The organism is Synechococcus sp. UW86 (assembly GCF_900474085.1).
Lineage (GTDB): Bacteria > Cyanobacteriota > Cyanobacteriia > PCC-6307 > Cyanobiaceae > Parasynechococcus.
This window is the reverse complement of sequence record NZ_UCNU01000010.1, coordinates 17,341-40,602: the sequence shown is the minus strand read 5'-3', so window position 1 is coordinate 40,602 and position 23,262 is coordinate 17,341. Positions and strand designations below refer to the sequence as shown.

The following is a 23,262-nucleotide window of genomic DNA, read 5'->3' as shown; positions in this document are numbered from 1 at the left end:
GTCACGGCTGAAAGGTTGAGCAGCAGTCGTTCGTCACGTCGCTCCGCCGGCTGGAAAGGTCCGGCCCAGCTAATTCTGCGGCTGGTGTTGATGGGGGTGGGTCTTGGACTGCTCACCGGCAGCGGCCTACGGCTGCTGGCGCCCCGCGTTCAGCAACAGGAGATCGCGCTGCCCAACTGGCTGGCCGATCAAGCGCTGATCACCACGCTGCTCGGTGACGCCGTGGAGCCGCCCAGCACTGAAAATGCCTCAGGGAAGAAAACTTCTCCTGTCGTGGCGAAGGGCCTGAAGCAGGCACGCTTCGCCCCCAGGCAGGAAATCAGGGCGCTGAGTGAGCGCTGGCTGGAGCTGGCCGCGCAACAGAGCGATCTGCAGGCCAGCGCCTACATGCTGATCCTCGACGACGGACGCTTTGCAGCCATGCAGGCCGAACGGCCGATGGCTGCCGCCAGCTCGATCAAGACGCCGATCCTGCTCGCAGTGCTGGAACTGCTGGATCAGGGAACACTGCAGTGGAACGAACCGCTCACGCTCACCAAGGAGCTGGTGGGGGGAGGCGCCGGATGGATGGCCTCCCGGCCCCTGGGCAGTCGCTTCCCCACCCATGAGGTGGCCACGGAAATGATCCGGGTGAGCGACAACTCCGCCACCAACCTCATAATTGCCCGGGCGGGTGGAATGGATGCGATCAACGCCCGCTTTCAGGAGCTGGACCTGCCCTCCACCGTGGTGAACAACTGGCTGCCGGATCTCGACGGAACCAACACCACCAGTGCCAGAGATCTCAGCCGGGCCATCGCCTTGGTGGACAGCGGTGAGCTGCTGGCCCCCCGCAGCCGGGATCTGTTTCGCGAGGTGATGGGCACGTCGATCACCAACACGCTGCTGCCCAGGGGCTTGATGCGCGGCCTCGGTGGCGCCCAGGGCGAACCGGACGCAAGCCTGGCCCGCAAGGGATACCGCGTCTACAACAAAACAGGTGACATCGGCATCGCCTACGCCGATGCCGGGCTGATCGAACTCCCCGACGGACGACGCGCTGTGGCGGGATTTCTGGTGGAGGGCCCCTTCAACGACCCCCGATCCACCGAACTGATCCGTCGGCTCGCCGCTGCCATGGCACCGCACCTCAAACCCGTCCCTGTTCCGCCCAAGCCATGAAGCTCGCTCCGCTGTTGTCTGCTGCCTGGCTGGCTGTTGCAGCCATGCCCGGCGCTGCGGAGGTGATTGAGCGTCAGCAGAGCGTTCGCCCCCTGCCGGGAGGCCTCGACAGCGTGTTGATGGTGAACGACAACAACCCCGAACTGATCGATGACGACGGCATCCTGATTTCGACCTTCCCCGATGGGGAGGCGGCGTCGGTTCCGGTGGTGCTCAACGGACGCTTTGACCTGTTCAGCCACCACGTGTATGCCGGTGATGCGGCGGGCAGCCCCAGCTCAACCCTGTGGCTGGCGGTGCTGGCGGCTCCGCTGGGGAATGCGCCTGTGACCCTGCAGCTGCTCGCAGGCAGCACCTCGCTCTCGCAGGCCACAGGGCCCGGCCAGACCCAGGCCCCTTTCCTGCCCTTGCCGAGCCTGATGCCGGAAACCACCGAGGTGGTGGCGGCAGGACCCGGCAGCCGTGTGGCCGGAGATCTGTTGGCCGGCCGCCGCGCAGCGGAACTCAGCAACCGCCGCTGGACACTGGCTCCCGGCGCACCAACACAGCTGCTGCTGTTGCCCATTCCCGTGGCCGGTCTTGATCCCCTGCTGAACGGCCGCAACCTGCAACTGCGCTTCCACAGCTCCGGCCCTGTGGCGCTGGCCACCCTGGCCGCTCACGGTGAAGACGGAAAGGCTCCAAGCGAGGAGCGATGGCTGCAGCTGCTCAAGGACCAACGCATGAGCAGCAAGGAGCATCAACCCACCCCACGGGGCAGCAAGGGCAAGATCATTTATTCCCGGGTGAGCGGTGTTCAGATCGGCAGCAGCTGGCGGGCGCGCATCACCGACCCGGGCAGCCCGGTTCTGGCCGCACCCACGGCCCCCATCTCCTGGCCGATCAGCAGCCTGGAGCGCGGCACCCTGGCCACCAACCAGGTGCAAACCGCGGAACTCAAAAACTTTTATCCCGGCACCGCCTGGGCCGCCCATGGCAACTACGGAGTCGAGTACGACCTCACCCTGCCCCTGCAAAACACTGGCTCAGACGCGGTGACGCTGCAACTGTCGCTGGATTCGCCCCTCAAAGGCAACAGCACCACCTCCTTGCTGCGCTTCCGCGATGACCTCAACGGTCCGGTGATGTTCCGCGGGCCCGTGCAGACCACGGGTCTGGAGGATCCAGAGGGAGTTTCCCAGGGACGTCAGACCCAGCACCTGGTGCTACGCCAGGGGCAGCAGGGGCCGTCCCTGGGACAGCTGATGCTCAAGCCAGGGGAGGCCAAGCAGGTGCGCGTTCGCCTGGTCTATCCCGCTGATGCCACGCCACCGCAGGTCATCACCGTGCAGCCTGTGAAACAATCCTGAGCACGCCTAGAGAATTGCTCGTGACTGCACCCCGGAAGCGCAGGGTCTTCCCCTTCACTGCGGTGATCGGTCAAGAGGAGATGAAGCTGGCCCTGCTTCTCAACGTGATCGATCCACGCATCGGCGGCGTGATGATCATGGGAGACCGTGGCACCGGCAAATCCACCACGATCCGTGCCCTGGCCGATCTGCTGCCGGACATCGACGTTGTCGCCGGCGATCCCTACAACAGCTCGGACAGCGATCCCGACCTGCAGAGCAGTGAGGTGCGCGAACGGATGCAACAGGGTGAAACCCTGACCACCGAACAGCGGCAGGTGCCGATGGTGGACCTGCCCCTCGGTGCAACGGAAGACCGCCTCTGCGGCACCATCGACATCGAGAAAGCCCTGAGCGAAGGCGTGCGCGCCTTTGAGCCCGGCCTGCTGGCCAAGGCCAACCGTGGCCTGCTCTACGTGGATGAGGTGAACCTGCTCGACGACCACCTCGTTGACGTTCTGCTCGACTCCGCCGCCTCCGGCTGGAACACCGTGGAACGGGAAGGCGTCTCCGTGCGCCACCCGGCGCGTTTCGTGTTGATCGGCTCCGGCAACCCGGAGGAAGGCGAACTGCGCCCCCAGCTGCTCGACCGTTTCGGCATGAGCGTGGAAGTGCGCACCGTGCGTGATCCGGAACTGCGGGTGCAGGTGGTGGACCAGCGCACCGCCTTCGACAGCGATCCCGATGGCTTCAGCACCGCTGTGGAGGGCAATCAAGATGCCCTGCAACAGCGGGTGGTGGAGGCCCAACAGCGCCTGGAGCAGGTGACCATCGATGAGGATCTGCGCCTTCGCATCTCCGCCGTCTGCGGCGAGCTGGATGTGGATGGTCTGCGGGGTGACATTGTCACCAACCGTGCCGCCCGGGCCCTGGCCGCCTTCGAGGGACGCACGGAAGTGAGCGAGGAAGACGTGGCCCGGGTGGCCTCCTGTTGCCTGCGTCACCGGCTGCGCAAGGACCCCCTGGAGCAGGTGGATTCCGGCGACCGCGTGGTGAAGGTGTTCTGCAAGGTGTTTGAGCGCAGCGAGAGCAGCGACCGCGCTGATTTCGAACTGGCCCTCGCCGCCTGATCCCCCCACAATCAGCCCATGCGGATCCTCGGCATCGACCCGGGCCTCGCCCGGGTGGGCTACGGGGTGATCGACATTCAGGACGGATGCCAGCGCATGCTCGATTGCGGCATCATCCAGACCGATTCCGGTCGCTCTGATGGTGATCGCATGGTGGAGATCGCTGGCGACCTGCGGCAGCTGATCCGGATCTGGCGCCCGGAACTGGCGGCCGTGGAGAAGTTTTTCTTCTACCGATCCAGCAACACCATCAACGTGGTGCAGGCGCGGGGCGTGGTGGTGATGACCCTGGCCCGCTTCAAGATCCCGATGGTGGAGTTCCCACCCATGCAGATCAAACTCGCCGTGGCGGGGTTCGGCCATGCCGAAAAGGATGAGGTGCTGGAGGCGGTGATGCGGGAGTTGAACCTGGAGGAACCGCCCCGCCCGGACGATGCGGCCGATGCCCTTGCGGTGGCGCTGACGGCCTGGTTGCAGCGATGAGCAGCAAGCCAACCCTGCGCCGTCACTTCAAAGCCCAGCGTCATCTGGGGGAAGCCGCCACGCGATCCATCCAGAACGCCGTGGCGGCGCTGATCGGCCAGTCCAACTGCGGCAACCGCCATGTGGGCATCTACTGGCCCCTCCCGGGGGAAGTGGATATACGGCCGCTGCGGGATGGTCCCCATCCGCCCTTGGCCTTGCCGGTGGCCGATGGCAACGGCAGGCTCATCTACCGAAGCTGGGGTGAGGACCCGCTTCAGCCCGATGGCTGCGGCATTCCCGCTCCTGCCATAGGAGATGCTCTGAAACCCGATCAACTGGCGCTGCTGCTGGTGCCGGCGCTTGCGGTGGACGGCGCGGGAATCCGCCTGGGCTATGGCGGTGGGTATTACGACCGGCTCAGGGCTGATCCCGCCTGGGCTGCCCTGCCGGCCTGGGTGGTTCTCCCCTCAGCCTGCCTTGCGGCCGAGGCGTTGCCCCGCGAGCCCTGGGATGTTCCGTTCACCGGCTGGATCACGGAACAAGGTGCTGGTCGGCCCGCCTGAGGGGCCGCATCATGGGCACCATTGATCGCCCTTCCATGCTGCGTCTGCTGGCTCCACTGCTTCTGCTCGGGTCAGTGCTGCAGGGCTCGCTGCTGGCCCCTGCCAAAGCCCATCAGATCGAAAGTGCTCTGCAGTATCTCGATGGCGATCTGCAATTGAGCAGTAGCTTTTCCAACGGTGAGCCCACCCAGGGGGCCGTTGTTCGCCTGCTCAATGCCGATGGCACGCCAGGGCAGGAACTGGGCCGCACCGATGCCGAGGGACGCCTGAGCCTCGATCTCAGCAGCGTGGGCAACGGCACCGTTGATCTCCAGGTGGACGGTGGTCCAGGCCACCGCGACTACCTCGAACTTCCCGTTCAAGACGGCGAAGTGGATCTGAACGAGGTGGTCATGTTCCCCTTCAGCCTGGTGATGGTGGGGCTGCTGGTTAGCGTGCGACGTCGAAACGACTGAGCCCCGCATGGCCACCAGCACCGGCAGTGATGCCCTCGACCGGATGGTGGAGCGCCTGGGCGGCACCGCCGATCCAAAACGCCGCTACGAATACGTGCTCTGGTTGGCCAAGAAGCTCGCACCCATGCCGGCCGAGGAGCAGACCGACGACATCAAGGTGAAGGGATGTGTGTCGCAGGTGTTTGTGCGGGGTGCCCTCGATGAGGGAGTGATGCGCTGGCAGGGCGACTCCGATGCGCTGATCACCAAGGGACTGCTCGCATTGTTGATCCAGGGGCTGGATGGATTGACGCCGGCCCAGGTGCAGGCGGTGGACCCGGCCTTCATTGCAGCAACAGGCCTGCAGGCCAGCCTGACGCCCTCACGCGCCAATGGCTTCCTCAACATCCTCCTGGCCATGCAGGAGCAGGCCCGGCAACTGGAAAGCTGACCCAAGCTCTGATCAGGACAGGGACAGGAACAGAAGCCGAATCACGTCAATACATAGAGTCGCTCGCAAACGTTCCAACACGGATCACAGGGGATGGCAGCAAAGGTCGGCGTGGGTCTGCTGGGACTGGGCACGGTTGGCGGTGGAGTGGCATCGATTCTCCAGAACCCCAGCGAACGTCACCCGCTGGTGGGTGAACTGGAGCTGATCCGTGTTGCAGTCCGCGATCTGAACCGCCCCCGGCCCGTTGCTCTGGACGAAAGCCTGCTGACCACCGACCCATCGGCGGTGATTCAGGACCCAGCCGTGGACGTGGTGGTGGAGGTGATCGGCGGCCTGGAGCCGGCCCGCAGCCTGATTCTCCAGGCGATTGCAGCCGGCAAATCCGTGGTGACCGCCAACAAGGCCGTGATCGCACGCCACGGTCAGGAAATCGCTGAAGCCGCGGCCGCCGCCGGGGTGTACGTGCTGATCGAGGCCGCCGTTGGTGGCGGCATTCCCATCATTGAGCCGCTGAAGCAGTCCCTGGGGGGCAACCGCATCAACCGCGTCAGCGGCATCATCAACGGCACCACCAACTACATCCTCACCCGCATGGCTGAGGAGGGGGCCGCCTATGACGCGGTGCTCAAGGATGCCCAGGAGCTGGGCTACGCCGAAGCCGATCCGGCAGCGGATGTGGACGGTCTTGATGCGGCCGACAAGATCGCGATCCTTGCGACTCTGGCCTTCGGCGGCAGCGTGGATCGCGCTGCCGTTCCCACCGACGGCATCAGTGGCCTGCAGGGCGTGGATGTGGATTACGCCAATCAATTGGGCTACGGCGTGAAGCTGCTGGCGGTGGCCGAGCGCATGGCGGAAAGCGGCGATCCCCTGCCCCTCTCCCTGCGGGTGCAGCCCACGCTGGTGCCCAAGGACCACCCCCTGGCCGGCGTGAACGGCGTCAACAACGCCATCCTTGTGGAAGGTGACCCCATCGGCCGGGTGATGTTCTACGGCCCCGGTGCGGGAGCCGGCCCGACCGCCTCTGCGGTGGTGGCCGACATCCTCAACATCGCTGGCATCCGCCAGGCCAGTGAAGGTCCCGGGAACGTGGATCCCCTGCTGGCCGCCAGCAGCTGGCGACCCTGCGCGCTCGTCGACTCAGGCGACATTCGCCAACGCCACTATGTGCGTTTCAAGACAAAAGACGCCCCCGGCGTGATCGGCAAGGTGGGTGGCTGCTTCGGTGAACGCAACGTGTCGATCCAGTCGATCGTGCAGTTCAATGCCAGCGACGCCGGCGCCGAGATCGTTGTGATCACCCATGAAGTGAGCCAACGCCAGATGAATGAAGCCCTGGACGCCATCCAGGCTTTGCCGGAGGTGTCTGGCCTGGCCGCTCACCTCGGCTGCCTCTAAGGAGAGCTTCCGCCCCTGGCGAATGCCCCCTGGCGTGCGTCAGAGTGTCAAGAACTTTCACGGCACAGGCCTGAATCCTCAGATCTGTGCTCGAAACGGTTCATGCAGAACCTCACTTGTTCAAGTCCCGCTCAAGGCTGCCCCCTAGAGGAGGGGGTGAATCCAATGACGGTGCACCAGGGAGATTGCGTCAATCTCGACAGTGACGACGACACCTATCAAGTGATCGGCGTGGATGGTGACCACGACCGCTGCTGGGTGCGCCGCTGGCCCTTACAGAGCAACGAGGGCTCACCGGTGTTCGAAATCTCGTTGGAAAGGATTCGCCAGGTCGGGTAAGTCCCTGTTGAATGGGCCGACCCGTGTTGATTGAGGCCCGTTGAAGCGCACCGATCGCCCCACGAGAGGGAAGTGCGGTGGCGCGCTGATGGCCCTAGCCCTGGCCATCACCCAGATGGGGTGTCAGGCCCCGCCCCCCACCAGCCGCATCACGGTGGCCTCAGCGGGCCGAATCAGCTCCCTGGATCCAGCCCAGGCCAGCACCCTCGGCGCCACGCAGCTGATCAGCGCCCTGGGGGATCCGCTCTATCGCCTGAAGCGGGATCGCTCCCTGGAACCCCGCCTGGCGGCCTCGGCCCCGGTTCTGAGTGATGGCGGTCGCACCGTCACGGTTCCCCTGCGCACCGATGTGCGATTCCACGATGGAACGCCGTTCGATGCCGCAGCCATGGCCTTCAGCCTGCGGCGCTTCCTCGAAATCGGAACCCTCAGCTATGTGGTGGGCGACCGGATTGCGGCGGTGGAGGAAGCCGACAGCCACACCCTGCGGCTGCGCCTCAGTCGCCCCTCCACATCCCTGCAGGGTCTGCTGACGTCGATCAACCTCACCCCGATTTCACCAACGGCCTACAGCAACCATCAGGACCGTTTTCTGCACAACCGCTTTGTGGGGACAGGCCCCTACAAACTGACCCGCTTCAGCGAACATCAGCAACGCTTGGAGCCCTTTGCCCAGTACTGGGGTGAGGCGCCGCGCAACAACGGCCTCGATCTGATCACGCTGAGCAACTCTACGGCGCTCTACGGGGCATTGCGCAGTGGCGAGGTGGATCTGCTGCTCTCCGCCTCGATCGACGAAGACCAGCGCCACACCCTGCATGAACGGGCCAGCGCGGGGGAGCTGCACGAGTCGGTGGGTCCGGCGATGGAGATCGGCTACATCACCCTGCTGAGCAACCGGGAGCCATTCCAGGACCCCAACCTCAGGCGGGCCCTGGCCGTCAGCCTGAACCGAAGCGAGATCAGTGAACGGGTGAGCTACGGGCTGCGCCGTCCACTGCGGGCACTGGTTCCCCCCAGCCTGGCCGGCGGCGCCATGGCCCCTTGGCCCGAACACAACCCCGAGAAGGCCCGCGAGCTGCTGCAGGCGGCGGGCTACTGCAACGGCAGCACCCTGCGCTTTCCGCTCACCTTCCGCTCCAATGTGCCCGCCGACAAATTGCTGGCCCTCACCTGGCAGGCCCAGGTGCAACGGGACCTCTCGGATTGCCTGGTGTTGGATCTCGATGGCGTCGAATCCACCACCATCTACCGCCAGCTGGGGGAAGGTGCCTTCAAAGCCGTGATGCTGGATTGGCGCGGCAGCTACCCCGATCCGGAGGCCTATCTGACTCCGCTGTTGAGCTGCACCTCGGTGGAGGGCAACATCTGCATGGAAGGAGAAGCAGTCATCAGCGGCAGCTTCTGGAGTGCCCCCGGATTGCAGACCGCCCTGCTGAAATCCGACACGCTGACGGGCGATGCCCGCCGCACCGCCCTGGATCGTGTGGACCATCTCGCCGCCGACGGTGCTGCCTACATTCCCGTATGGCTGGATTCACCTCGGGCCTGGGCCCAGCTGAACCTCAACCCTCCACGATTTGATGGCAGTGGTCAGCTGATGCTCGCTGAGCTGGAGCGCCGGCAGGACGGAGCATCAAAGAAAGGAGCGACGAACACAGGAGCGACGAACAACTGATGGGACGCGCCCGAGACCTCGCCCGCTACAGCGCCACCCGCCTCGCCCTGGCGCCATTGATGTTGTGGCTGATCGCCAGCCTGGTGTTCCTGTTGCTGCGCGTCGCCCCAGGGGATCCCGTGGATGCGGTGCTCGGCAGCCGTGCCCCCGCCGCCGCCAAAGCCGCCATGCGAGCTCGGCTTGGCCTGGATCAATCGTTACTGGATCAGTACCTCAGCTATCTCAACGGATTGATCCACGGCGATCTGGGGCAGGCCCTGATCAACCAGGAGCCGGTTCGAACCATCATCGGCAAAACCCTGCCCGCCAGCCTGGAGCTGAGCGTGATCGCCCTGGTGTTGGCTGCCGTGGTGGGGCTGAGCATTGGCTTCAGCGGCATTGCCCGGCCCGAGGGAAAGATTGACCTGGGCGGACGCCTCTACGGATTGGGCACCTATGCCCTGCCGCCCTTCTGGGTGGCCATGCTGGTACAGCTGGTGTTCGCCGTCAGCCTGGGCTGGTTGCCGGTGGGCGGGCGCTTCCCCCCCAGCCTTCTCCCCCCCGAGGGCAGCGGATTTTTCCTGCTGGACAGCGCTCTGCAGAACAACTGGACCGCGTTCCGAGGCACCGTGCGTCACCTGATCCTGCCCGCGGGGACCCTGGCCCTACTGCTCAGCGGCACCTTCACGACCGCCCTGCGACTGAACCTGCGACGCACCCTGCGCGGCGACTACGTGGAAGCGGCGCGCAGCCGCGGCCTCAGTGAGCGCCAGGTGATCCTGCGCCACGGACTGCCCAATGCCTTGCTGCCGGTGCTCACCATTGCTGGCATCACCGTGGCCTCCTTGATCGGTGGGGCCCTGCTGATTGAAGTGACCTTCTCCTGGCCAGGCATTGCCTTGCGGCTGCAGGAAGCCATCAACCAGAGGGACTACCCCGTCGTTCAGGGGATCGTGGTGGTGATCGCCGCCCTGGTGGTGCTGGTGAGTGTTGCCGTTGATCTACTGGTGGCCAGCCTCGATCCACGGGTGCGCTACTGATCCAGCAGCTGCTGGACCCTGCGACGGCCCAAGCGATGCCAGCGCGTCTTGGAACTGGCGTCCATCAGGTGAACGGCATCGTTGCTGGGTGGCGGGGAGTTCAGGGAATCAAGAAAACGGATGACTTCATGGGCAATCACCCGTTGAACGCTGAGGGGATTGACGCCCACCAACTCTTCGCCGAGCCGGAAGATGTCGTCCCCCTCTGATGCCTTGCCCTGGCCATCCACACGAATCGGTGAAAAGTGACTGGCCCCCTCCACCACCACCACACGGCTGGCGGGATGCTCCGCCAATCCAGCCACAAGAGCCAGCTGCTCATCCAAAGGAGGGGTGATCAGATCGAGGGTGCCCCCCACAATCAACAGCGGAATCGGCAAAGCCCGACTGGCGCGGTGCGGCCAGATCAACCCACCAAAGCTGTTGAGCCCCACCACCGCCCGGGGCGGCGCGTCCATTGCATTGCCGTCGAGCACACGGCCTGCCGCCAGTTCGCACTGGAGCAATTCCGACAGGTTGGTGAGGGGCAAGCCCGCCAGGGCCGCTTCACAGCGCTGGGCCATGCCGGGCACCATCTCCGCCCCACTGGCCAGGAGGGCCGTTAAGGCACCCAGGGAATGGCCCATCAGCACCACCTCGGTCCCGGGGATGTTCAAATCGCCCCGTTGCTGCGCCTCCAGCACCGCCGCCAAGTCAGCCAAGCGATCACGAAGTGCTGCGGCGCCATCAAACGACTGACGACCCTCCAGCAAACCCTGAACAGCGGCGGCATCGCTGCCGGGATGCTCCAGCACAAGCACGGGCCAGCCCGCCTGCATCAGCGAACGGGCCAGCCAGTGGAAGTGGTTGGGGTCCCCGCCCAGCCCCGGCATCATCAAAACCCATGTCTGATCCTCACGAGGCGACTGGGGAATCCAACGTTCCAGCCGCAATGGCCGCGAACGATGGCCCACCGCAAGCATTGCGTAACGGGGCGCATCAGCCGAGGCCAAGCGCTCCCTGCCCTGCAGGGGCTGCAACCGAGCCTCCTCCTGAGCCAAAGCCCGCATCAGGGACTGATGACGCTTCAATTCCAACCGCCAGCGGTTGGCAGCAGCCACCAACGCATCCAGATCAAGACGCAACTGCGGGGTGGGCACCGCCTCCAACACATCCAGCGTTGAAACGGTTTCCTGCCGTTCGAGCAACTGCTCCAGCGTTGAGAGCACCAGTGAACGTTTGATGCGCCGTCCGTCCTCCACGCGAATCAATTCCCCCAGGGCATCCAGCAGCGGCCCCGCTCCCCAGCTGCTGAGCAGCTGACGCCCGAGGCTGCGGCGGGAGAGCACCGGAGCCTGGAGCAGACGGATCAGCCCCTCGCGACTCTCGGGTGCGAGAAGCCCCATCCAGGTGGACAACTCCGATCGCGAGAGCTGCGCTGGATCGGCCATCGGCGAGCGCACAAAGGATCCGAGTTCCTCCACCGAAACCGGAAGAACCACACCGTCGATCTTGACCTCCAGACGTTCTGTGGAGCCAACAGGCCACGATCCGCACGTGCTGAGCAGCAGACTGCCCATCAAGCCCATCGCGATGCATCGTCCTGTTAAGCGTCCGCGCAGCAACGCCTGACCCTCTGCGGTGGTGGAACCAGTTTCCATCACCCCTGAGAGATGTCACCCGACTGAGGTTTCTGGCGTCCATCGGTGCCGGCGGAGTGATGTTCATGACGCCGCTGATCTTTCATGCGATCAACTTCTCAGCGCGTGAAGTGGGAAGCGGCCTGGCCGTCTCTGCCCTGATCGGCACGGTGGTGCGCCTGCTGAGCGGTGCACTGCTTGATCGCGGCATCCGCTGCTCCTGGCCGGTGAGGGGCACAACCCTGTTGGCCATAGCGGCTGATCTGATCCTGCTGCAGGCTGACAACTACAACAGCTACCTGCTCGGACAACTGCTGCTGGGCTGTGCGGCGGGTCTGTACTGGCCTGCCATCGAATTGGCCGTTCCCCTCAGTTGCGGCAACCTTCCCTCCGGGCGGGGCTACGCCCTGGTGCGCAGTGCCGATGCCCTCGGCATCGGCATCGGCACGCTGATCGGAACCGCTGCCGCCACCCTGGGAATCCTGCGGACGGTGTACATCGTTGAAGCGGTGTGCATGGGCGCTGTGTTGGTGCTGATCAGCCTTGTTCCCCTCCAGGACGGTCCGCCCTACCGCAACCTCAGCAGCAACAGCCCAGAGTCGGTTGGTCAACGGCCACGGCCAATGCCCCGGCTGCCTTGGTTGCTTCCCCTGCTGCCGGTGCTGCTGATCAGTGTGGTGGCCACCGGGATCCTGGCCCTTCAACAGAGTGCGCTTCCCCTCGATCTGGTGCGCGGCGGGCTGGTGCGACCGGCCCTGAGCGAGAGCCACAGCAGTGCCCTGATCGCCCTTCAGTTGACCTTGCTGGTGAGCCTGCAGTGGCCGGTGGGCCGTTGGCTGGCGGAGCGCAGCGTTGCCTTCGGCCTCGGCTTGAGCCTGGCGGGATTCAGTCTGGGCTGCGGCCTGATTGCCTTGTCCTCTCTGTTCGAAAACGGAACGATCCTGGTGCTGGCTGCCCTGCTGCCGATGGCCTTCGCCCAGGCCGCGTTCCTGCCCACGGCCACAGAAGCCGTCATTGAAGAGACACCACCAGAACACCGGGGGTTGGCGATGGCGCTGTTTTCCCAGTGCTTCGCCATCAGCGCCATTGTGGCCCCCCTCGCTGGTGGAGCCCTGCTCGACCTTCAAAACAATGGCCTGCTGCTCTGGTTGTTGATGGGTGGGGCCTGCCTGGTCGTGCTCCCCACCCTGCGCAGCCTCAAGCCGCGCTACGGAGTGACAGCAACAGGCCAGGACATCGCTCCGCCGGAACGACAACGCTTTGATGTTCTGGCGGGCGGTTCAGGTCAACAACATCATTAGAAACTGACGCCAAAAGATGAGAACCATCCGAGGACGAACAGGAAGCCATCTCTCAGTTAGATGCTGAAGATCAATACTGAACAAGTCCTCACTCCTCTTTTTGTCGTACCAACCGATCTCAACCAGGGAAAGATGTTCAAGCTCTATGGACTTTCCAAGGAATGATCAGAAGCCAAACTGTGTTGACCACAACACCGGAAAAGCAAGATCAGATCGCTCAATGAAATGGTTCATTGTGATGCTGCTTACCTTCGTATTTTCTCCGCTTGCCAGTGCCGCTCAGCACGATGGATGGGCATTAGTGGCTCACGGAGAGCGCAAAAAAGCGGCTTACCTGGTTCTAAGCACAATCACCCAGGAGATCGAACTCATTCCAGTTGAATCCCTGAATCAATGCGAGACAATTGGACATGGGATCATGAAGGGTGGAAAGCTGAGCAAGTTCCTCAAGGGATACAAGTGCATTCCAGGCTTGCTCTAGGCGAACCAACTAGAGATTACTGAACTTTCCCCAACCAAGCACTCTTGAAAAGTCAAAGAGCGCTAGAAAGAATGTCTAGGGAATCAAATGCTTTGACTAGACGTTGAACAAAAATTCCATCACGTCTCCCTCATCAACCACATACTCTTTCCCTTCACTGCGCAGCCAACCCTTGTTGCGGGCTTCCGACAGTGAGCCGGCTTCCAGCAGCTTCTCCCAACCGATGGTCTGAGCACGGATGAAGCCCCGTTCGAAATCGGTGTGAATCACACCGGCAGCCTGCGGAGCGGTCATCCCGGCTTTGAACGTCCAGGCCCTTGTTTCCTTTTCACCGGTGGTGAAGTAGGTGCGCAGCCCGAGCAATCGATAGGTGGCCCGAATCAGGCTTTGCAGTCCACCTTCCGTCACCCCGAGACCTTCCAGATAGTCCGCGGTTTCCTCATCTCCCAGTTCCACCAGCTCCGCTTCCACCTGGGCAGAGATCCGCACCGTTTCGGCACCTTCCTTGGCGGCCAGTTCAACCACCTCGGTGCAGAAGGCATTGCCTTCAGCCAGGTCGTCTTCACTCACATTGGTGGCGTAGATGATCGGCTTGGCGGTCAACAGCCCCAAGGGCTTGATCATTGCCGCTTCTTCCTCGTTCAGATCGACGCTGCGAGCCGCACCACCGTTCTCGAGCACCGCCTGAATCCGTTCAAGAGCGGCGTCTTCCACCTGCGCTTCTTTGCTGGTGCGCATCTGCTTCTTGAGACGCTCCCGGCGTTTCTCAATCTGAGCCAGATCCGCCAGACCCAGCTCAAGATTGATCACCTCCGCATCACGGGAGGGACCCACTGACCCTGAAACGTGGATGACGTCATCGTCCTCGAAGCAGCGGATCACGTGAACGATCGCGTCCACCTCACGGATGTTGGCGAGGAACTTGTTGCCCAGCCCTTCGCCCTGGCTGGCGCCTTTCACCAGACCAGCAATGTCGACAAACTCCATCCGGGTCGGAATGGTGTCCTGGCTTTTGCTCAGTTCTGTGAGCCGGTCCAATCGTTCATCGGGCACCGCCACGGTGCCGACGTTGGGCTCGATCGTGCAGAACGGAAAATTGGCAGCCTGCGCCTGCGCGTTGGCGACCAACGCATTGAACAAGGTGGACTTGCCCACGTTGGGCAATCCGACAATTCCGGCTTTGAGCATCGGCGGAATCTACCGGCCAGCAGCGAGACTGTTGTGAAGTTTTGTGGGCCCATGCTGCAGTCCTTGCGCTCCCCTGCGTCCCCATCGCCCGAAGCAGAGCTGGCCTCAGTGGCCAAAGCACGATCCAGACGGCACAAAACCGCAATGGTGGGAGTGCTGCTGCTGGCCCTCGGCGGGGGTGGGCTACTGCTGCGTTTCGGTCCCTGGATCAACCGTCAACGGGATCTGACGCCCTTCACCACCACAGCTGAACGCGGCGTGCTCTCTGGTGTGATCAACGCCAGCGGCGAACTGCAGGCCCAGCAGAAGGTGAACGTGAGTCCGCGCCAGCCGGGTCTGCTGGCGGAGCTGATGGTGGATGAAGGGGATGTGGTGGAGAACGAGCAGGTGCTGGCGGTGATGGATCGCGGCGATCTCGATGATCGGCTGCAGGAGAAGCAGGCTCTGCTGCGTCAGGCCGACGCCAACTATCTGAACAAGAGGGAGGATTTCGAACGTCGCAGCCAGCTGTATGCCAGCGGCGCGCTCAGCGCTGACGACTTCAGTGATGCGCGCTTCGAGATGCTGGCCAGGCAGGCGGGTCTGGTGGCAGCCCGGGAACGGGTGGAGCAACTGGAACAGGAGAGCCGAGAAAAGACGATCCGCGCCCCCTTCTCAGGAACGATCACAGCGCGCTACGCCGAACCGGGGTCGTTCGTGACCCCCACCACCGCCGCCTCGGCCACAGCCGGTGCCACCAGCGCCTCGATCGTTGAGCTCTCGCAAGGCTTGGAGGTGAGGGCCCGCGTTCCGGAAAGCGACATCGGCCGCATCCAGCCCGGCCAAACCGCCGAGATCAGGGTGGATGCCTATCCCGATGAGCGCTTCCAGGCAACGGTGAGTGAGGTTGCCCCCCGCGCTGCGAAAGAAAACAGCGTCACCTCCTTTGAAGTGAAGCTGAACTTCGTCAACCCGCAGAAGAAGCTGAAGATCGGCATGACCGCCGACATCAATTTCCAAACCGGGCGCAGTGCGCCCGAAATCCTGGTGCCCACCGTGGCGATCACCCTTGAAGACGGCCAACAGGGTGTGTTGCTGGTGGATGAAAACCAGCAACCACGTTTTCAGCCGGTGGAACTGGGCAACAGCAGCGGCGACAAGACTGCAATCCTGAACGGTCTCGAATCAGGAACCCGCGTGTTCATCGATCTGCCCCCATGGGCCGATCGCCGCGATTGATCCACACACCCTTTCAACACCGTCATGCCTGAGGCCACCGCCAAGCCCCTTCTGCTGCTTGTGGATGGCCATTCCCTGGCATTCCGCAGCTTCTACGCCTTCAGCAAGGGGGGGGAAGGCGGTCTGGCCACCAAAGACGGCCGGCCCACCAGCGTGACCTACGGCTTTCTCAAAGCCCTGCTGGACAACAGCAAAACCCTGAAGCCAGAAGGCGTTGCCATCGCCTTCGACACAGCCGAGCCCACCTTCCGCCACAAGGCTGACGCCAACTACAAGGCCCACCGGGATGTGGCCCCTGAGGTGTTCTTCCAGGACCTCGAACAGCTGCAGCAGATCCTCGAAACGCACCTGCAGCTCCCCCTCTGCATGGCACCGGGCTACGAAGCCGACGATGTGCTGGGAACCCTGGCGAACCGAGCGGCCGACTCGGGATGGGGCGTGCGGATCCTTTCGGGAGACCGCGACCTGTTCCAGCTGGTGGATGACAGCCGCGACATCGCGGTGCTCTACATGGGTGGCGGCCCCTACGCCAAAAGCAGTGGCCCAATGCTGATCCGCGAAGAGGGGGTGCTCGGCAAGCTCGGCGTGATGCCCAACAAGGTGGTGGACCTCAAGGCCCTCACCGGGGACAGCTCCGACAACATCCCCGGCGTGCGCGGGGTTGGCCCGAAAACAGCCATCAACCTGCTGAAGGACAACAGCGACCTCGACGCGGTGTACGCCACCCTCGAGCAAGTGGAAGCCGAAGGGCCGAAAGCCAGCCGGGGCGCCATCAAAGGAGCTCTGAAAGGGAAGCTGCGCGCCGACCGCGACAACGCCTACCTGTCGCGCAAGCTGGCCGAGATTCTCGTCGATGTTCCCCTGCCCAAGGAACCCAGCCTGCCGTTGTCGTCGGTGGATGCCGACGGCCTGAGCAGCTGCCTGGAAGACCTCGAGCTCAACAGCCTGCTGCGCCAGGTGGGGGGCTTTGTGGCGGCCTTCTCCGAAGGGGGCTACGGGGCCAATGCGGAGGCCGCTGCAGCCAAGCCCCCCCGCCGCTCAGCCACCACAGAACCGGCAGCTGCAGAGGCCGCAACCGAGCCGACAACCCAAGACGACGTGGGGCTGCCGGCCCTGAAGCCGCAGCTGATCCAGACCGAAACGGCCCTGGATGCTCTGGTGCAAAGGCTGATGGCCTGCACCGACAGCAGCCTGCCTGTGGCCTTCGACACCGAGACCACCGACCTCAACCCGTTCCGCGCCGAACTGGTGGGCATCGGCATCTGCTGGGGAGAGGCCCTGGATGCGCTCGCCTACATCCCACTGGGCCACAAAGGCAGTGAAGACAGCAGCCCGGAGCAGCTGCCCTTAGAAACCGTGCTCACCGCCCTCGCCCCCTGGCTGGCCAGCAGCAACCACCCCAAGGCTCTGCAGAACGCCAAATACGACCGCTTGATCCTGTTGCGGCATGGCGTTGCCCTCGAGGGCGTCGTGATCGACACGCTGCTGGCCGATTACCTGCGGGATGCCGCGGCCAAACACGGTCTGGAGCTGATGGCCGAACGGGAATTCGGCTTCCAGCCCACCGCCTTCACCGATCTGGTGGGCAAGAAGCAAACCTTCGCCGATGTGCCGCTGGAACCCGCCAGCCTGTACTGCGGCATGGACGTGCACGTCACCCATCGCCTCGCCCTGTTGCTGCGACGTCAGCTGGAAGCCATGGGGCCGCAGTTGCTGCCATTGCTGGAGCAGGTGGAGCAGCCGCTGGAACCAGTGCTGGCCCGGATGGAATCCACCGGAATCCGCATTGATGTGCCCTATCTCCAGGGCCTTTCCGAGGAGATGGGCTCCACCCTGCAGCAGCTGGAATCCGACGCCAAAGCGGCAGCGGGTGTGGACTTCAACCTGGCCTCACCCAAGCAGCTGGGGGAGCTGCTGTTCGACACCCTTGGCCTGGATCGCAAGAAATCCCGGCGCACCAAAACCGGTTTCAGCACCGACGCCACCGTGCTGGAGAAACTCGGCAACGACCACCCGGTGGTGCCTCTGGTGCTGGAGCACCGGGTGCTCAGCAAGCTCAAGAGCACGTACATCGACGCCTTGCCGCAGCTGGTGGAGGCGGAAACCGGACGGGTCCACACCGATTTCAACCAGGCCGTAACGGCAACGGGGCGACTGAGCAGCAGCAACCCCAACCTGCAGAACATTCCGGTGCGCACCGAGTACAGCCGGCGGATCCGCAAGGCCTTCCTGCCGCAGGAGGGCTGGACCCTGCTCAGCGCTGATTACTCCCAGATCGAGCTGCGCATCCTCACCCACCTCTCGGGAGAAGAGGTGCTGCAGGAGGCCTACCGCAGCGGCGACGACGTGCACGCGCTTACCGCCAGGCTGCTGCTGGACAAGGACGAGGTCAGCCCGGACGAGCGTCGGCTCGGCAAAACGATCAACTTCGGTGTGATCTACGGCATGGGAGCCCAGCGCTTCGCCCGGGAAACCGGCGTGAGCCAGAGCGAAGCCAAGGAGTTCCTGGCCAAGTACAAGCAGCGCTACCCGAAGGTGTTCGCCTTCCTCGAGCTGCAGGAGCGGCTCGCCCTCAGCCGCGGTTACGTGGAAACGATTCTCGGCCGCCGGCGGCCGTTCCACTTCGATCGCAACGGCCTGGGGCGGCTGCTGGGCAAGGACCCGCTGGAGATCGACCTGGACGTGGCCCGCCGCGGCGGCATGGAGGCGCAGCAACTGCGGGCGGCGGCCAATGCCCCGATTCAGGGCTCGAGTGCCGACATCATCAAAGTGGCGATGGTGCAGCTGCAAGACGCCCTGCAGCGTCAGGGCCTACCGGCCCAGCTGCTGCTGCAGGTGCACGACGAACTGGTGCTCGAGGTGGCGCCGGACGCCCTAGACGCCATCCGAGAGCTGGTGGTGCAGACCATGGAACAGGCCGTTGCGCTGAGTGTTCCCTTGGTGGTGGAGACCGGCGTCGGCGCGAACTGGATGGAGGCGAAATAAACGCAGCCGAACAGGCCGTAGCCTCAGCCGCAGCTTCTGAACGGCTGTGTCCCTGCGGCTCACCAACACCCTCACCCGCCGCACCGAGCCGTTCACACCCCTAACCCCGGGGAAGGCGAGCATCTATTGCTGCGGCGTGACGGTCTACGACCTCTGCCACCTGGGCCATGCCCGCAGCTACATCAACTGGGATGTGCTGCGCCGCTATCTGATCTGGCGCGGCCTCGAGGTGACCTTCGTTCAGAACTTCACCGACATCGACGACAAGATCCTCAAACGGGCCGGCGAGGAGAACTCCTCGATGACGGAGGTGAGCGAGCGAAACATTGCCTCGTTCCACCAGGACATGGATGCCTTGGGGATCCTGCGGCCCGACCGGATGCCCCGCGCCACCCAGTGCCTGGATGGCATCCGCGCACTGATCGGCGAACTGGAAGCCAAGGGTGCGGCCTACAGCGCTGAAGGGGATGTGTATTTCGCGGTGATGAAACATGCCGGTTACGGCAAGCTCAGCGGCCGCGACCTGAGCGAACAACAGGACAACGCCGCAGGGCGGGTGGCCGATGCCGAAGAGGCCCGCAAGCAGCACCCCTTCGATTTCGCGCTCTGGAAAGGGGCCAAACCCGGAGAACCCAGCTTCCCCTCCCCCTGGGGTGAGGGACGCCCCGGCTGGCACATCGAATGTTCAGCCATGGTGCGGGCGGAACTCGGCGACACGATCGACATCCACCTGGGGGGTGCCGACCTGGTGTTCCCGCACCACGAAAACGAGATCGCCCAATCCGAAGCCGCCACCGGTCAGGACCTGGCCCGGGTGTGGATGCACAACGGCATGGTCAATGTGGGCGGCCAGAAGATGAGCAAGTCGCTCGGCAACTTCACCACCATCCATGCGCTACTGGAGAGCGGGGTCTCGGCGATGACCCTGCGCCTGTTTGTGCTGCAGGCCCACTACCGCAAACCCCTTGATTTCACCGCTGAGGCCCTTGAGGCCGCAGCCACCGGCTGGAAGGGTCTGAATGCAGCTCTGAGCCTTGGCGATCGCCATGGCGCGAGTCTCGGCTGGAGCACGGCCGCACCGCTCACAGAGGGCGCCATCACGGCCGATGGAGGTCCAGCCGACACCGCTCTGGTGGAGCTCGAACAACGCTTCATCAGCGCCATGGACGATGACCTGAACAGCTCGGGCGGACTGGCCGTGCTGTTCGATCTGGCCAAGCCCCTGCGGGCCCTCGCCAACCGGCTGGAACGGGGGGAAGATGCCGCCCTGCCTGAGCCGGAGTTGAAAGGTCTGGAGGGGCGTTGGCAGCTGCTGCGACACCTGGCGGCGGTGCTGGGACTGCGCTCGGAAGCGGAAGCCGCCACCAGCCTCGACGACGGCGCCATTGATGCAGCCATCGCGGCACGCAAGGCAGCGAAAGCAGCGAAGGATTACGCGGAGGCCGACCGGATCCGGGATGAGCTCGCCGCCCAGGGGGTGGAGCTGATCGACAAACCCGGCGGGGTGACGGAGTGGATCCGCGCCTGATCCCGGCAGACTGAACCCCAATGCTGTCGCTCCCCATGCTCTGGCTGAAGAAGCTGAACTTCATGGAAACCGCCAAGCTCGAGATGGAGCTGATGAAGGCCCTCGATGCCGGTGAGGATCTTGAGGCGAAGCTCGGGGCTCAGAAGCAATTGGCCGCGTCCACGGGCGACGCGGAGCAAGCCTGGAAAGCAGAGGTGTGGGACAAGATGCTGCAGAGGATTCGCAAGATGGAATCCATGCTCAATTCTTCGGATCAGCCGTAAGCACTCGCCAGGCGAATCCTTCAGCCGGGGATCAGATCAACCACGCTGATCACCAGACCAACGGCGATCACCGGCGGCGAAATCCAGCGCAGCATCACCAGCAGAAAGCGCTGCAGCCAGATCGGGCTCCCCGAATGGCTGAGCTCCTCCTGAAAACGGGCGGGAAGCACCCAACCCAGCAACAGGGCCAGGAGCAAGCCCCCCAGAATCAGCAGCAGGCCCCCAAACACGGAATCCATCCAGCCGAGAACCTCCATGGAGGTGGCCGCTGGAAGACCGGCCACAAAGATCAACGCCGCGGAGCCCCAGACGGCCCGGGAGCGGCTCCACCCCAGGCGATCGATCAAACAGGCCACCGGCACCTCCAACAGCGACACCGCTGAGGTGATCGCTGCAATCAGGGCCAGAGCAAAAAAGAGCACCGCCACCAGCTGACCTGTGGCGCCCAGCGAGCCCAGGCCCGTGGGCAGCGCGATGAAGATCGTGCCCAGGGTGGAGCCACTGATCACATCCTGGAGGCCAAAGCTCATCACCACGGGGAAGGTGACCATGCCGGCCAGCAAGCCCACAGCGGTGTCCATCCCCACCACCGCCACGGCTTCCCGCGGCAGGTGGGCGCGCCGGCTCAGGTAGGCCGAATAGGCCAGGATGCAGCCGATGCCCGTGCCAATCGAGAAGAAGGCCTGGGTGAAGGCATTGCGAATCGTGGTGGGGTCCTGCAGCTGGCTGTTGTCCCAGCGGAGCAGGAAGGTGCGATAGCCCTCCGAGGCCCCATCAAGACCAGCGGCCCATACCGCAAGGCCAATCAGCAGCACAAACAACAGCGGCAGCCCCCAGCGGGACAACCGCTCAATGCCTCCGCGCACGCCAGCCGCCACCACAGCAGCAGTCGCCACCAGGCTGAGCAGCTGGCCGATCAAGGCAGAGCGGCCGCCACTGAGGCCGGCGAAAAATGCTTCCGCTGAAACGATATCTGCCGGGAGCCCCTGGGTGAGGGTCTGCACCAGGGTGGCCCCGGTCCACCCCATCAACACGGCATAGAAGGCCAGGATTCCACTGGCCGCAAGCACGAACAGCCAACCCATCGGCTGCCAACGGCGACCTGCGGCCGCCACTGGCGCGAGCAGGGGGCTTTGGCCGGTGCTGCGCCCCAGCACCATTTCGGCCACCAGCACCGGCAGGCAGACCAACAGCACAATCACCACGTAGAGCAGCAGGAAGGCGCCGCCACCTCCCTGGGAGGCGCGGTAAGCAAAGCCCCAGAGATTGCCCAGACCCACGGCACTGCCCGCAGCTGCAAGGACAAACCCCAGGCCCGATCGCCACTGTTCCTTCGCCATGCGCTCTCCACAAGCTGTCCGCCAGCTTGCCAGCGTTCAACGGTCCTGGTGGGAGACTTGTCGCAACTGCCGGAACAGCATGAAAGCCATCAGCGTGCTGGGATCCACCGGTTCGATCGGCACCCAGACCCTCCAGATCGCTGAGGAGTTTCCAGAGCAGTTCCGCGTTGTGGCCCTGACGGCCGGCCGCAACCTGAAGCTTTTGGTTGACCAAGTTCAGCGGCATCGCCCTGAGGTGGTGGCCCTGGCCGATGACGATCTCCTGCCCGAACTGCAGGAGCATCTGCAGGACGCCGGCGTCACAGGCGCTGATGCACCCCAGCTGGTGGGAGGTGCTGATGGTCTCAACGTTGCTGCCGCCTGGGACAGCGCCGACCTGGTGGTGACGGGCATTGTTGGTTGCGCCGGTCTGTTACCGACCCTGGCGGCGATCCGCGCCGGCAAAGACCTGGCTCTGGCGAACAAGGAAACGCTGATTGCAGCCGGCCCCGTGGTGCTGCCGGAGCTGAAGAAGAGCGGCAGCCGTCTGCTGCCGGCGGATTCGGAGCACTCAGCAATTTTCCAGTGCCTGCAGGGAACCCCCTGGGCTGAAAACGCACGCCTCTCCACCGGCGTGCCCACACCGGGGCTGCGCCGGATTCAGCTCACAGCCTCCGGCGGCGCCTTCCGCGACTGGACGGCCGCAGACCTTGAAAAAGCCACCGTGGCCGATGCCACCAGTCACCCCAACTGGAGCATGGGCCGCAAGATCACCGTGGATTCCGCCTCCTTGATGAACAAGGGGCTGGAGGTGATCGAAGCCCATTACCTGTTCGGCCTGGATTACGACCACATCGAGATCGTGATCCATCCGCAGAGCATCATCCATTCGATGATCGAACTGGCGGATTCCTCCGTGCTGGCCCAACTGGGCTGGCCCGACATGAAGCTGCCGATCCTCTACTGCCTCAGCTGGCCCTCTCGCCTGGAGACGCCATGGCGGCGACTGGATCTCACGGAAGTGGGTCAGCTCAGCTTCCGGGCCCCCGATCCCGCCAAGTACCCCTGCATGGAGCTGGCCTACGCCGCCGGACGCGCCGGCGGCACCATGCCTGCGGTGATGAATGCTGCCAACGAGGAAGCCGTGGCGCAGTTCCTCGAGGAGAAGATTCACTTCCTCGATATCCCCACAGTTATCGAGGCCGCCTGCGAGCGTCATAAACCCGATCTGATGGCCCAACCCCAGTTGGACGACGTGCTGCGGGTGGATCAGTGGGCGCGAACCGCCGTGCGAGAACAGGTGAACCGCGGTGTGACCCGTTTGCCCATGGGAGCGCTCGCCGCTTAGGCATGCAACGGGTCAGCCATCACCTCCTGCTCTGCGCAACCGC

General features: G+C 64.1%; 21 protein-coding genes. 18 read left to right on the top strand and 3 right to left on the bottom strand.

Annotated elements, in window-relative coordinates; all coding sequences use genetic code 11:
* The first annotated feature begins 15 nt into the window (after positions 1-15).
* The 11 genes from DXY04_RS05425 (at position 16) to DXY04_RS05375 (ending at position 9,969) form a co-directional block, all read left to right on the top strand.
* A complete protein-coding gene (locus DXY04_RS05425; protein WP_115161320.1) occupies positions 16-1,161 on the top strand; it encodes a serine hydrolase in 1,146 nt (381 codons plus the stop codon).
* Positions 1,158-2,510 (top strand): DUF3370 domain-containing protein, encoded by a 1,353-nt coding sequence (locus tag DXY04_RS05420; RefSeq protein ID WP_115161319.1) that lies wholly within the window; start codon positions 1,158-1,160, stop codon positions 2,508-2,510. Before DXY04_RS05425 ends, DXY04_RS05420 begins: the two co-directional genes overlap by 4 nt.
* A 20-nt stretch (positions 2,511-2,530) precedes the next feature.
* Positions 2,531-3,619, top strand: a complete 1,089-nt coding sequence (gene bchI, locus DXY04_RS05415; RefSeq protein ID WP_115161467.1) for a magnesium chelatase ATPase subunit I — start codon at positions 2,531-2,533, stop codon at positions 3,617-3,619.
* An 18-nt stretch (positions 3,620-3,637) separates the two neighbouring features.
* Positions 3,638-4,102, top strand: a complete 465-nt coding sequence (ruvC, locus tag DXY04_RS05410) for a crossover junction endodeoxyribonuclease RuvC (RefSeq protein WP_115161318.1) — start codon at positions 3,638-3,640, stop codon at positions 4,100-4,102.
* Positions 4,099-4,647, top strand: coding sequence for a 5-formyltetrahydrofolate cyclo-ligase (locus tag DXY04_RS05405; protein WP_115161317.1), 549 nt, complete (start codon positions 4,099-4,101; stop codon positions 4,645-4,647). Before ruvC ends, DXY04_RS05405 begins: the two co-directional genes overlap by 4 nt.
* Positions 4,648-4,658: 11 nt before the next feature.
* A complete protein-coding gene (locus DXY04_RS05400; protein ID WP_115161316.1) occupies positions 4,659-5,102 on the top strand; it encodes a hypothetical protein in 444 nt (147 codons plus the stop codon).
* A 7-nt stretch (positions 5,103-5,109) separates the two neighbouring features.
* The gene (locus DXY04_RS05395) at positions 5,110-5,532 is read left to right on the top strand and encodes a SufE family protein (RefSeq protein ID WP_115161315.1); all 423 of its coding nucleotides are present in this window, start codon (positions 5,110-5,112) and stop codon (positions 5,530-5,532) included.
* Positions 5,533-5,625: 93 nt separating this feature from the next.
* Positions 5,626-6,933 (top strand): homoserine dehydrogenase, encoded by a 1,308-nt coding sequence (locus DXY04_RS05390; protein WP_115008629.1) that lies wholly within the window; start codon positions 5,626-5,628, stop codon positions 6,931-6,933.
* A gap of 165 nt (positions 6,934-7,098) precedes the next feature.
* Positions 7,099-7,272: a hypothetical protein gene (locus DXY04_RS05385; protein WP_011364908.1), complete on the top strand. Its 174-nt coding sequence runs from the start codon at positions 7,099-7,101 to the stop codon at positions 7,270-7,272.
* Between the two features lie 88 nt (positions 7,273-7,360).
* Positions 7,361-8,950, top strand: a complete 1,590-nt coding sequence (locus DXY04_RS05380) for an ABC transporter substrate-binding protein (RefSeq protein ID WP_115161313.1) — start codon at positions 7,361-7,363, stop codon at positions 8,948-8,950.
* Positions 8,950-9,969 carry an ABC transporter permease gene (locus tag DXY04_RS05375; RefSeq protein ID WP_115081889.1) on the top strand — a complete coding sequence of 340 codons (1,020 nt, stop codon included), beginning with the start codon at positions 8,950-8,952 and terminating at the stop codon, positions 9,967-9,969. Before DXY04_RS05380 ends, DXY04_RS05375 begins: the two co-directional genes overlap by 1 nt.
* Here the strand turns inward: DXY04_RS05375 and DXY04_RS05370 are convergent.
* Complete coding sequence (locus tag DXY04_RS05370) at positions 9,963-11,537, bottom strand: alpha/beta hydrolase (RefSeq protein ID WP_371634526.1); 1,575 nt, start codon at positions 11,535-11,537, stop codon at positions 9,963-9,965. The two genes, DXY04_RS05375 and DXY04_RS05370, sit on opposite strands and share 7 nt — an antisense overlap.
* A gap of 137 nt (positions 11,538-11,674) precedes the next feature.
* On the opposite strand from DXY04_RS05370, the gene DXY04_RS05365 reads away from it, so the two are divergent.
* Together DXY04_RS05365 and DXY04_RS05360 are read left to right on the top strand one after the other, a co-directional pair.
* Complete coding sequence (locus tag DXY04_RS05365) at positions 11,675-12,889, top strand: MFS transporter (protein ID WP_244278590.1); 1,215 nt, start codon at positions 11,675-11,677, stop codon at positions 12,887-12,889.
* Between the two features lie 220 nt (positions 12,890-13,109).
* The gene (locus tag DXY04_RS05360; RefSeq protein WP_115161310.1) at positions 13,110-13,370 is read left to right on the top strand and encodes a hypothetical protein; all 261 of its coding nucleotides are present in this window, start codon (positions 13,110-13,112) and stop codon (positions 13,368-13,370) included.
* 96 nt (positions 13,371-13,466) lie between these two features.
* Here DXY04_RS05360 and ychF read toward each other — a convergent pair whose 3' ends face one another.
* Positions 13,467-14,558, bottom strand: coding sequence for a redox-regulated ATPase YchF (ychF, locus tag DXY04_RS05355; RefSeq protein ID WP_115161309.1), 1,092 nt, complete (start codon positions 14,556-14,558; stop codon positions 13,467-13,469).
* 51 nt (positions 14,559-14,609) lie between these two features.
* Here ychF and DXY04_RS05350 point away from each other — a divergent pair, with 51 nt between their 5' ends.
* Genes DXY04_RS05350 through DXY04_RS05335 form a run of 4 tightly spaced genes read left to right on the top strand, consistent with a single transcriptional unit; the run spans position 14,610 to position 20,552 of the window.
* Positions 14,610-15,776 (top strand): efflux RND transporter periplasmic adaptor subunit, encoded by a 1,167-nt coding sequence (locus DXY04_RS05350; RefSeq protein WP_244278589.1) that lies wholly within the window; start codon positions 14,610-14,612, stop codon positions 15,774-15,776.
* 24 nt (positions 15,777-15,800) lie between these two features.
* The gene (polA, locus tag DXY04_RS05345) at positions 15,801-18,761 is read left to right on the top strand and encodes a DNA polymerase I (RefSeq protein WP_115161307.1); all 2,961 of its coding nucleotides are present in this window, start codon (positions 15,801-15,803) and stop codon (positions 18,759-18,761) included.
* Between the two features lie 46 nt (positions 18,762-18,807).
* Positions 18,808-20,289: a cysteine--tRNA ligase gene (gene cysS / locus DXY04_RS05340; RefSeq protein ID WP_115161306.1), complete on the top strand. Its 1,482-nt coding sequence runs from the start codon at positions 18,808-18,810 to the stop codon at positions 20,287-20,289.
* 20 nt (positions 20,290-20,309) lie between these two features.
* Positions 20,310-20,552, top strand: a complete 243-nt coding sequence (locus DXY04_RS05335; RefSeq protein ID WP_244278588.1) for a hypothetical protein — start codon at positions 20,310-20,312, stop codon at positions 20,550-20,552.
* Positions 20,553-20,572: 20 nt separating this feature from the next.
* On the opposite strand, the gene DXY04_RS05330 is transcribed toward DXY04_RS05335, so the two are convergent.
* Entirely contained in the window at positions 20,573-21,892 is a 1,320-nt protein-coding gene (locus tag DXY04_RS05330) for a sodium-dependent transporter (protein WP_115161305.1), read from the bottom strand.
* 79 nt (positions 21,893-21,971) lie between these two features.
* On the opposite strand from DXY04_RS05330, the gene DXY04_RS05325 reads away from it, so the two are divergent.
* The gene (locus DXY04_RS05325; RefSeq protein ID WP_115161304.1) at positions 21,972-23,219 is read left to right on the top strand and encodes a 1-deoxy-D-xylulose-5-phosphate reductoisomerase; all 1,248 of its coding nucleotides are present in this window, start codon (positions 21,972-21,974) and stop codon (positions 23,217-23,219) included.
* Positions 23,220-23,262: the final 43 nt, after the last annotated feature.

Bases quoted from the DNA above. Each gene is read 5' to 3' on its own strand.
- DXY04_RS05420 (WP_115161319.1), top strand. From the start codon at position 1,158: ATGAAGCTCGCTCCGCTGTTGTCTGCTGCCTGGCTGGCTGTTGCAGCC.
- ruvC (WP_115161318.1), top strand. From the start codon at position 3,638: ATGCGGATCCTCGGCATCGACCCGGGCCTCGCCCGGGTGGGCTACGGG.
- DXY04_RS05405 (WP_115161317.1), top strand. From the start codon at position 4,099: ATGAGCAGCAAGCCAACCCTGCGCCGTCACTTCAAAGCCCAGCGTCAT.
- DXY04_RS05400 (WP_115161316.1), top strand. From the start codon at position 4,659: ATGGGCACCATTGATCGCCCTTCCATGCTGCGTCTGCTGGCTCCACTG.
- DXY04_RS05395 (WP_115161315.1), top strand. From the start codon at position 5,110: ATGGCCACCAGCACCGGCAGTGATGCCCTCGACCGGATGGTGGAGCGC.
- DXY04_RS05390 (WP_115008629.1), top strand. From the start codon at position 5,626: ATGGCAGCAAAGGTCGGCGTGGGTCTGCTGGGACTGGGCACGGTTGGC.
- DXY04_RS05385 (WP_011364908.1), top strand. From the start codon at position 7,099: ATGACGGTGCACCAGGGAGATTGCGTCAATCTCGACAGTGACGACGAC.
- DXY04_RS05380 (WP_115161313.1), top strand. From the start codon at position 7,361: ATGGCCCTAGCCCTGGCCATCACCCAGATGGGGTGTCAGGCCCCGCCC.
- DXY04_RS05375 (WP_115081889.1), top strand. From the start codon at position 8,950: ATGGGACGCGCCCGAGACCTCGCCCGCTACAGCGCCACCCGCCTCGCC.
- DXY04_RS05370 (WP_371634526.1), bottom strand. From the start codon at position 11,537: ATGGGCTTGATGGGCAGTCTGCTGCTCAGCACGTGCGGATCGTGGCCT.
- DXY04_RS05365 (WP_244278590.1), top strand. From the start codon at position 11,675: ATGACGCCGCTGATCTTTCATGCGATCAACTTCTCAGCGCGTGAAGTG.
- DXY04_RS05360 (WP_115161310.1), top strand. From the start codon at position 13,110: ATGAAATGGTTCATTGTGATGCTGCTTACCTTCGTATTTTCTCCGCTT.
- ychF (WP_115161309.1), bottom strand. From the start codon at position 14,558: ATGCTCAAAGCCGGAATTGTCGGATTGCCCAACGTGGGCAAGTCCACC.
- DXY04_RS05350 (WP_244278589.1), top strand. From the start codon at position 14,610: ATGCTGCAGTCCTTGCGCTCCCCTGCGTCCCCATCGCCCGAAGCAGAG.
- polA (WP_115161307.1), top strand. From the start codon at position 15,801: ATGCCTGAGGCCACCGCCAAGCCCCTTCTGCTGCTTGTGGATGGCCAT.
- DXY04_RS05335 (WP_244278588.1), top strand. From the start codon at position 20,310: ATGCTGTCGCTCCCCATGCTCTGGCTGAAGAAGCTGAACTTCATGGAA.
- DXY04_RS05330 (WP_115161305.1), bottom strand. From the start codon at position 21,892: ATGGCGAAGGAACAGTGGCGATCGGGCCTGGGGTTTGTCCTTGCAGCT.
- DXY04_RS05325 (WP_115161304.1), top strand. From the start codon at position 21,972: ATGAAAGCCATCAGCGTGCTGGGATCCACCGGTTCGATCGGCACCCAG.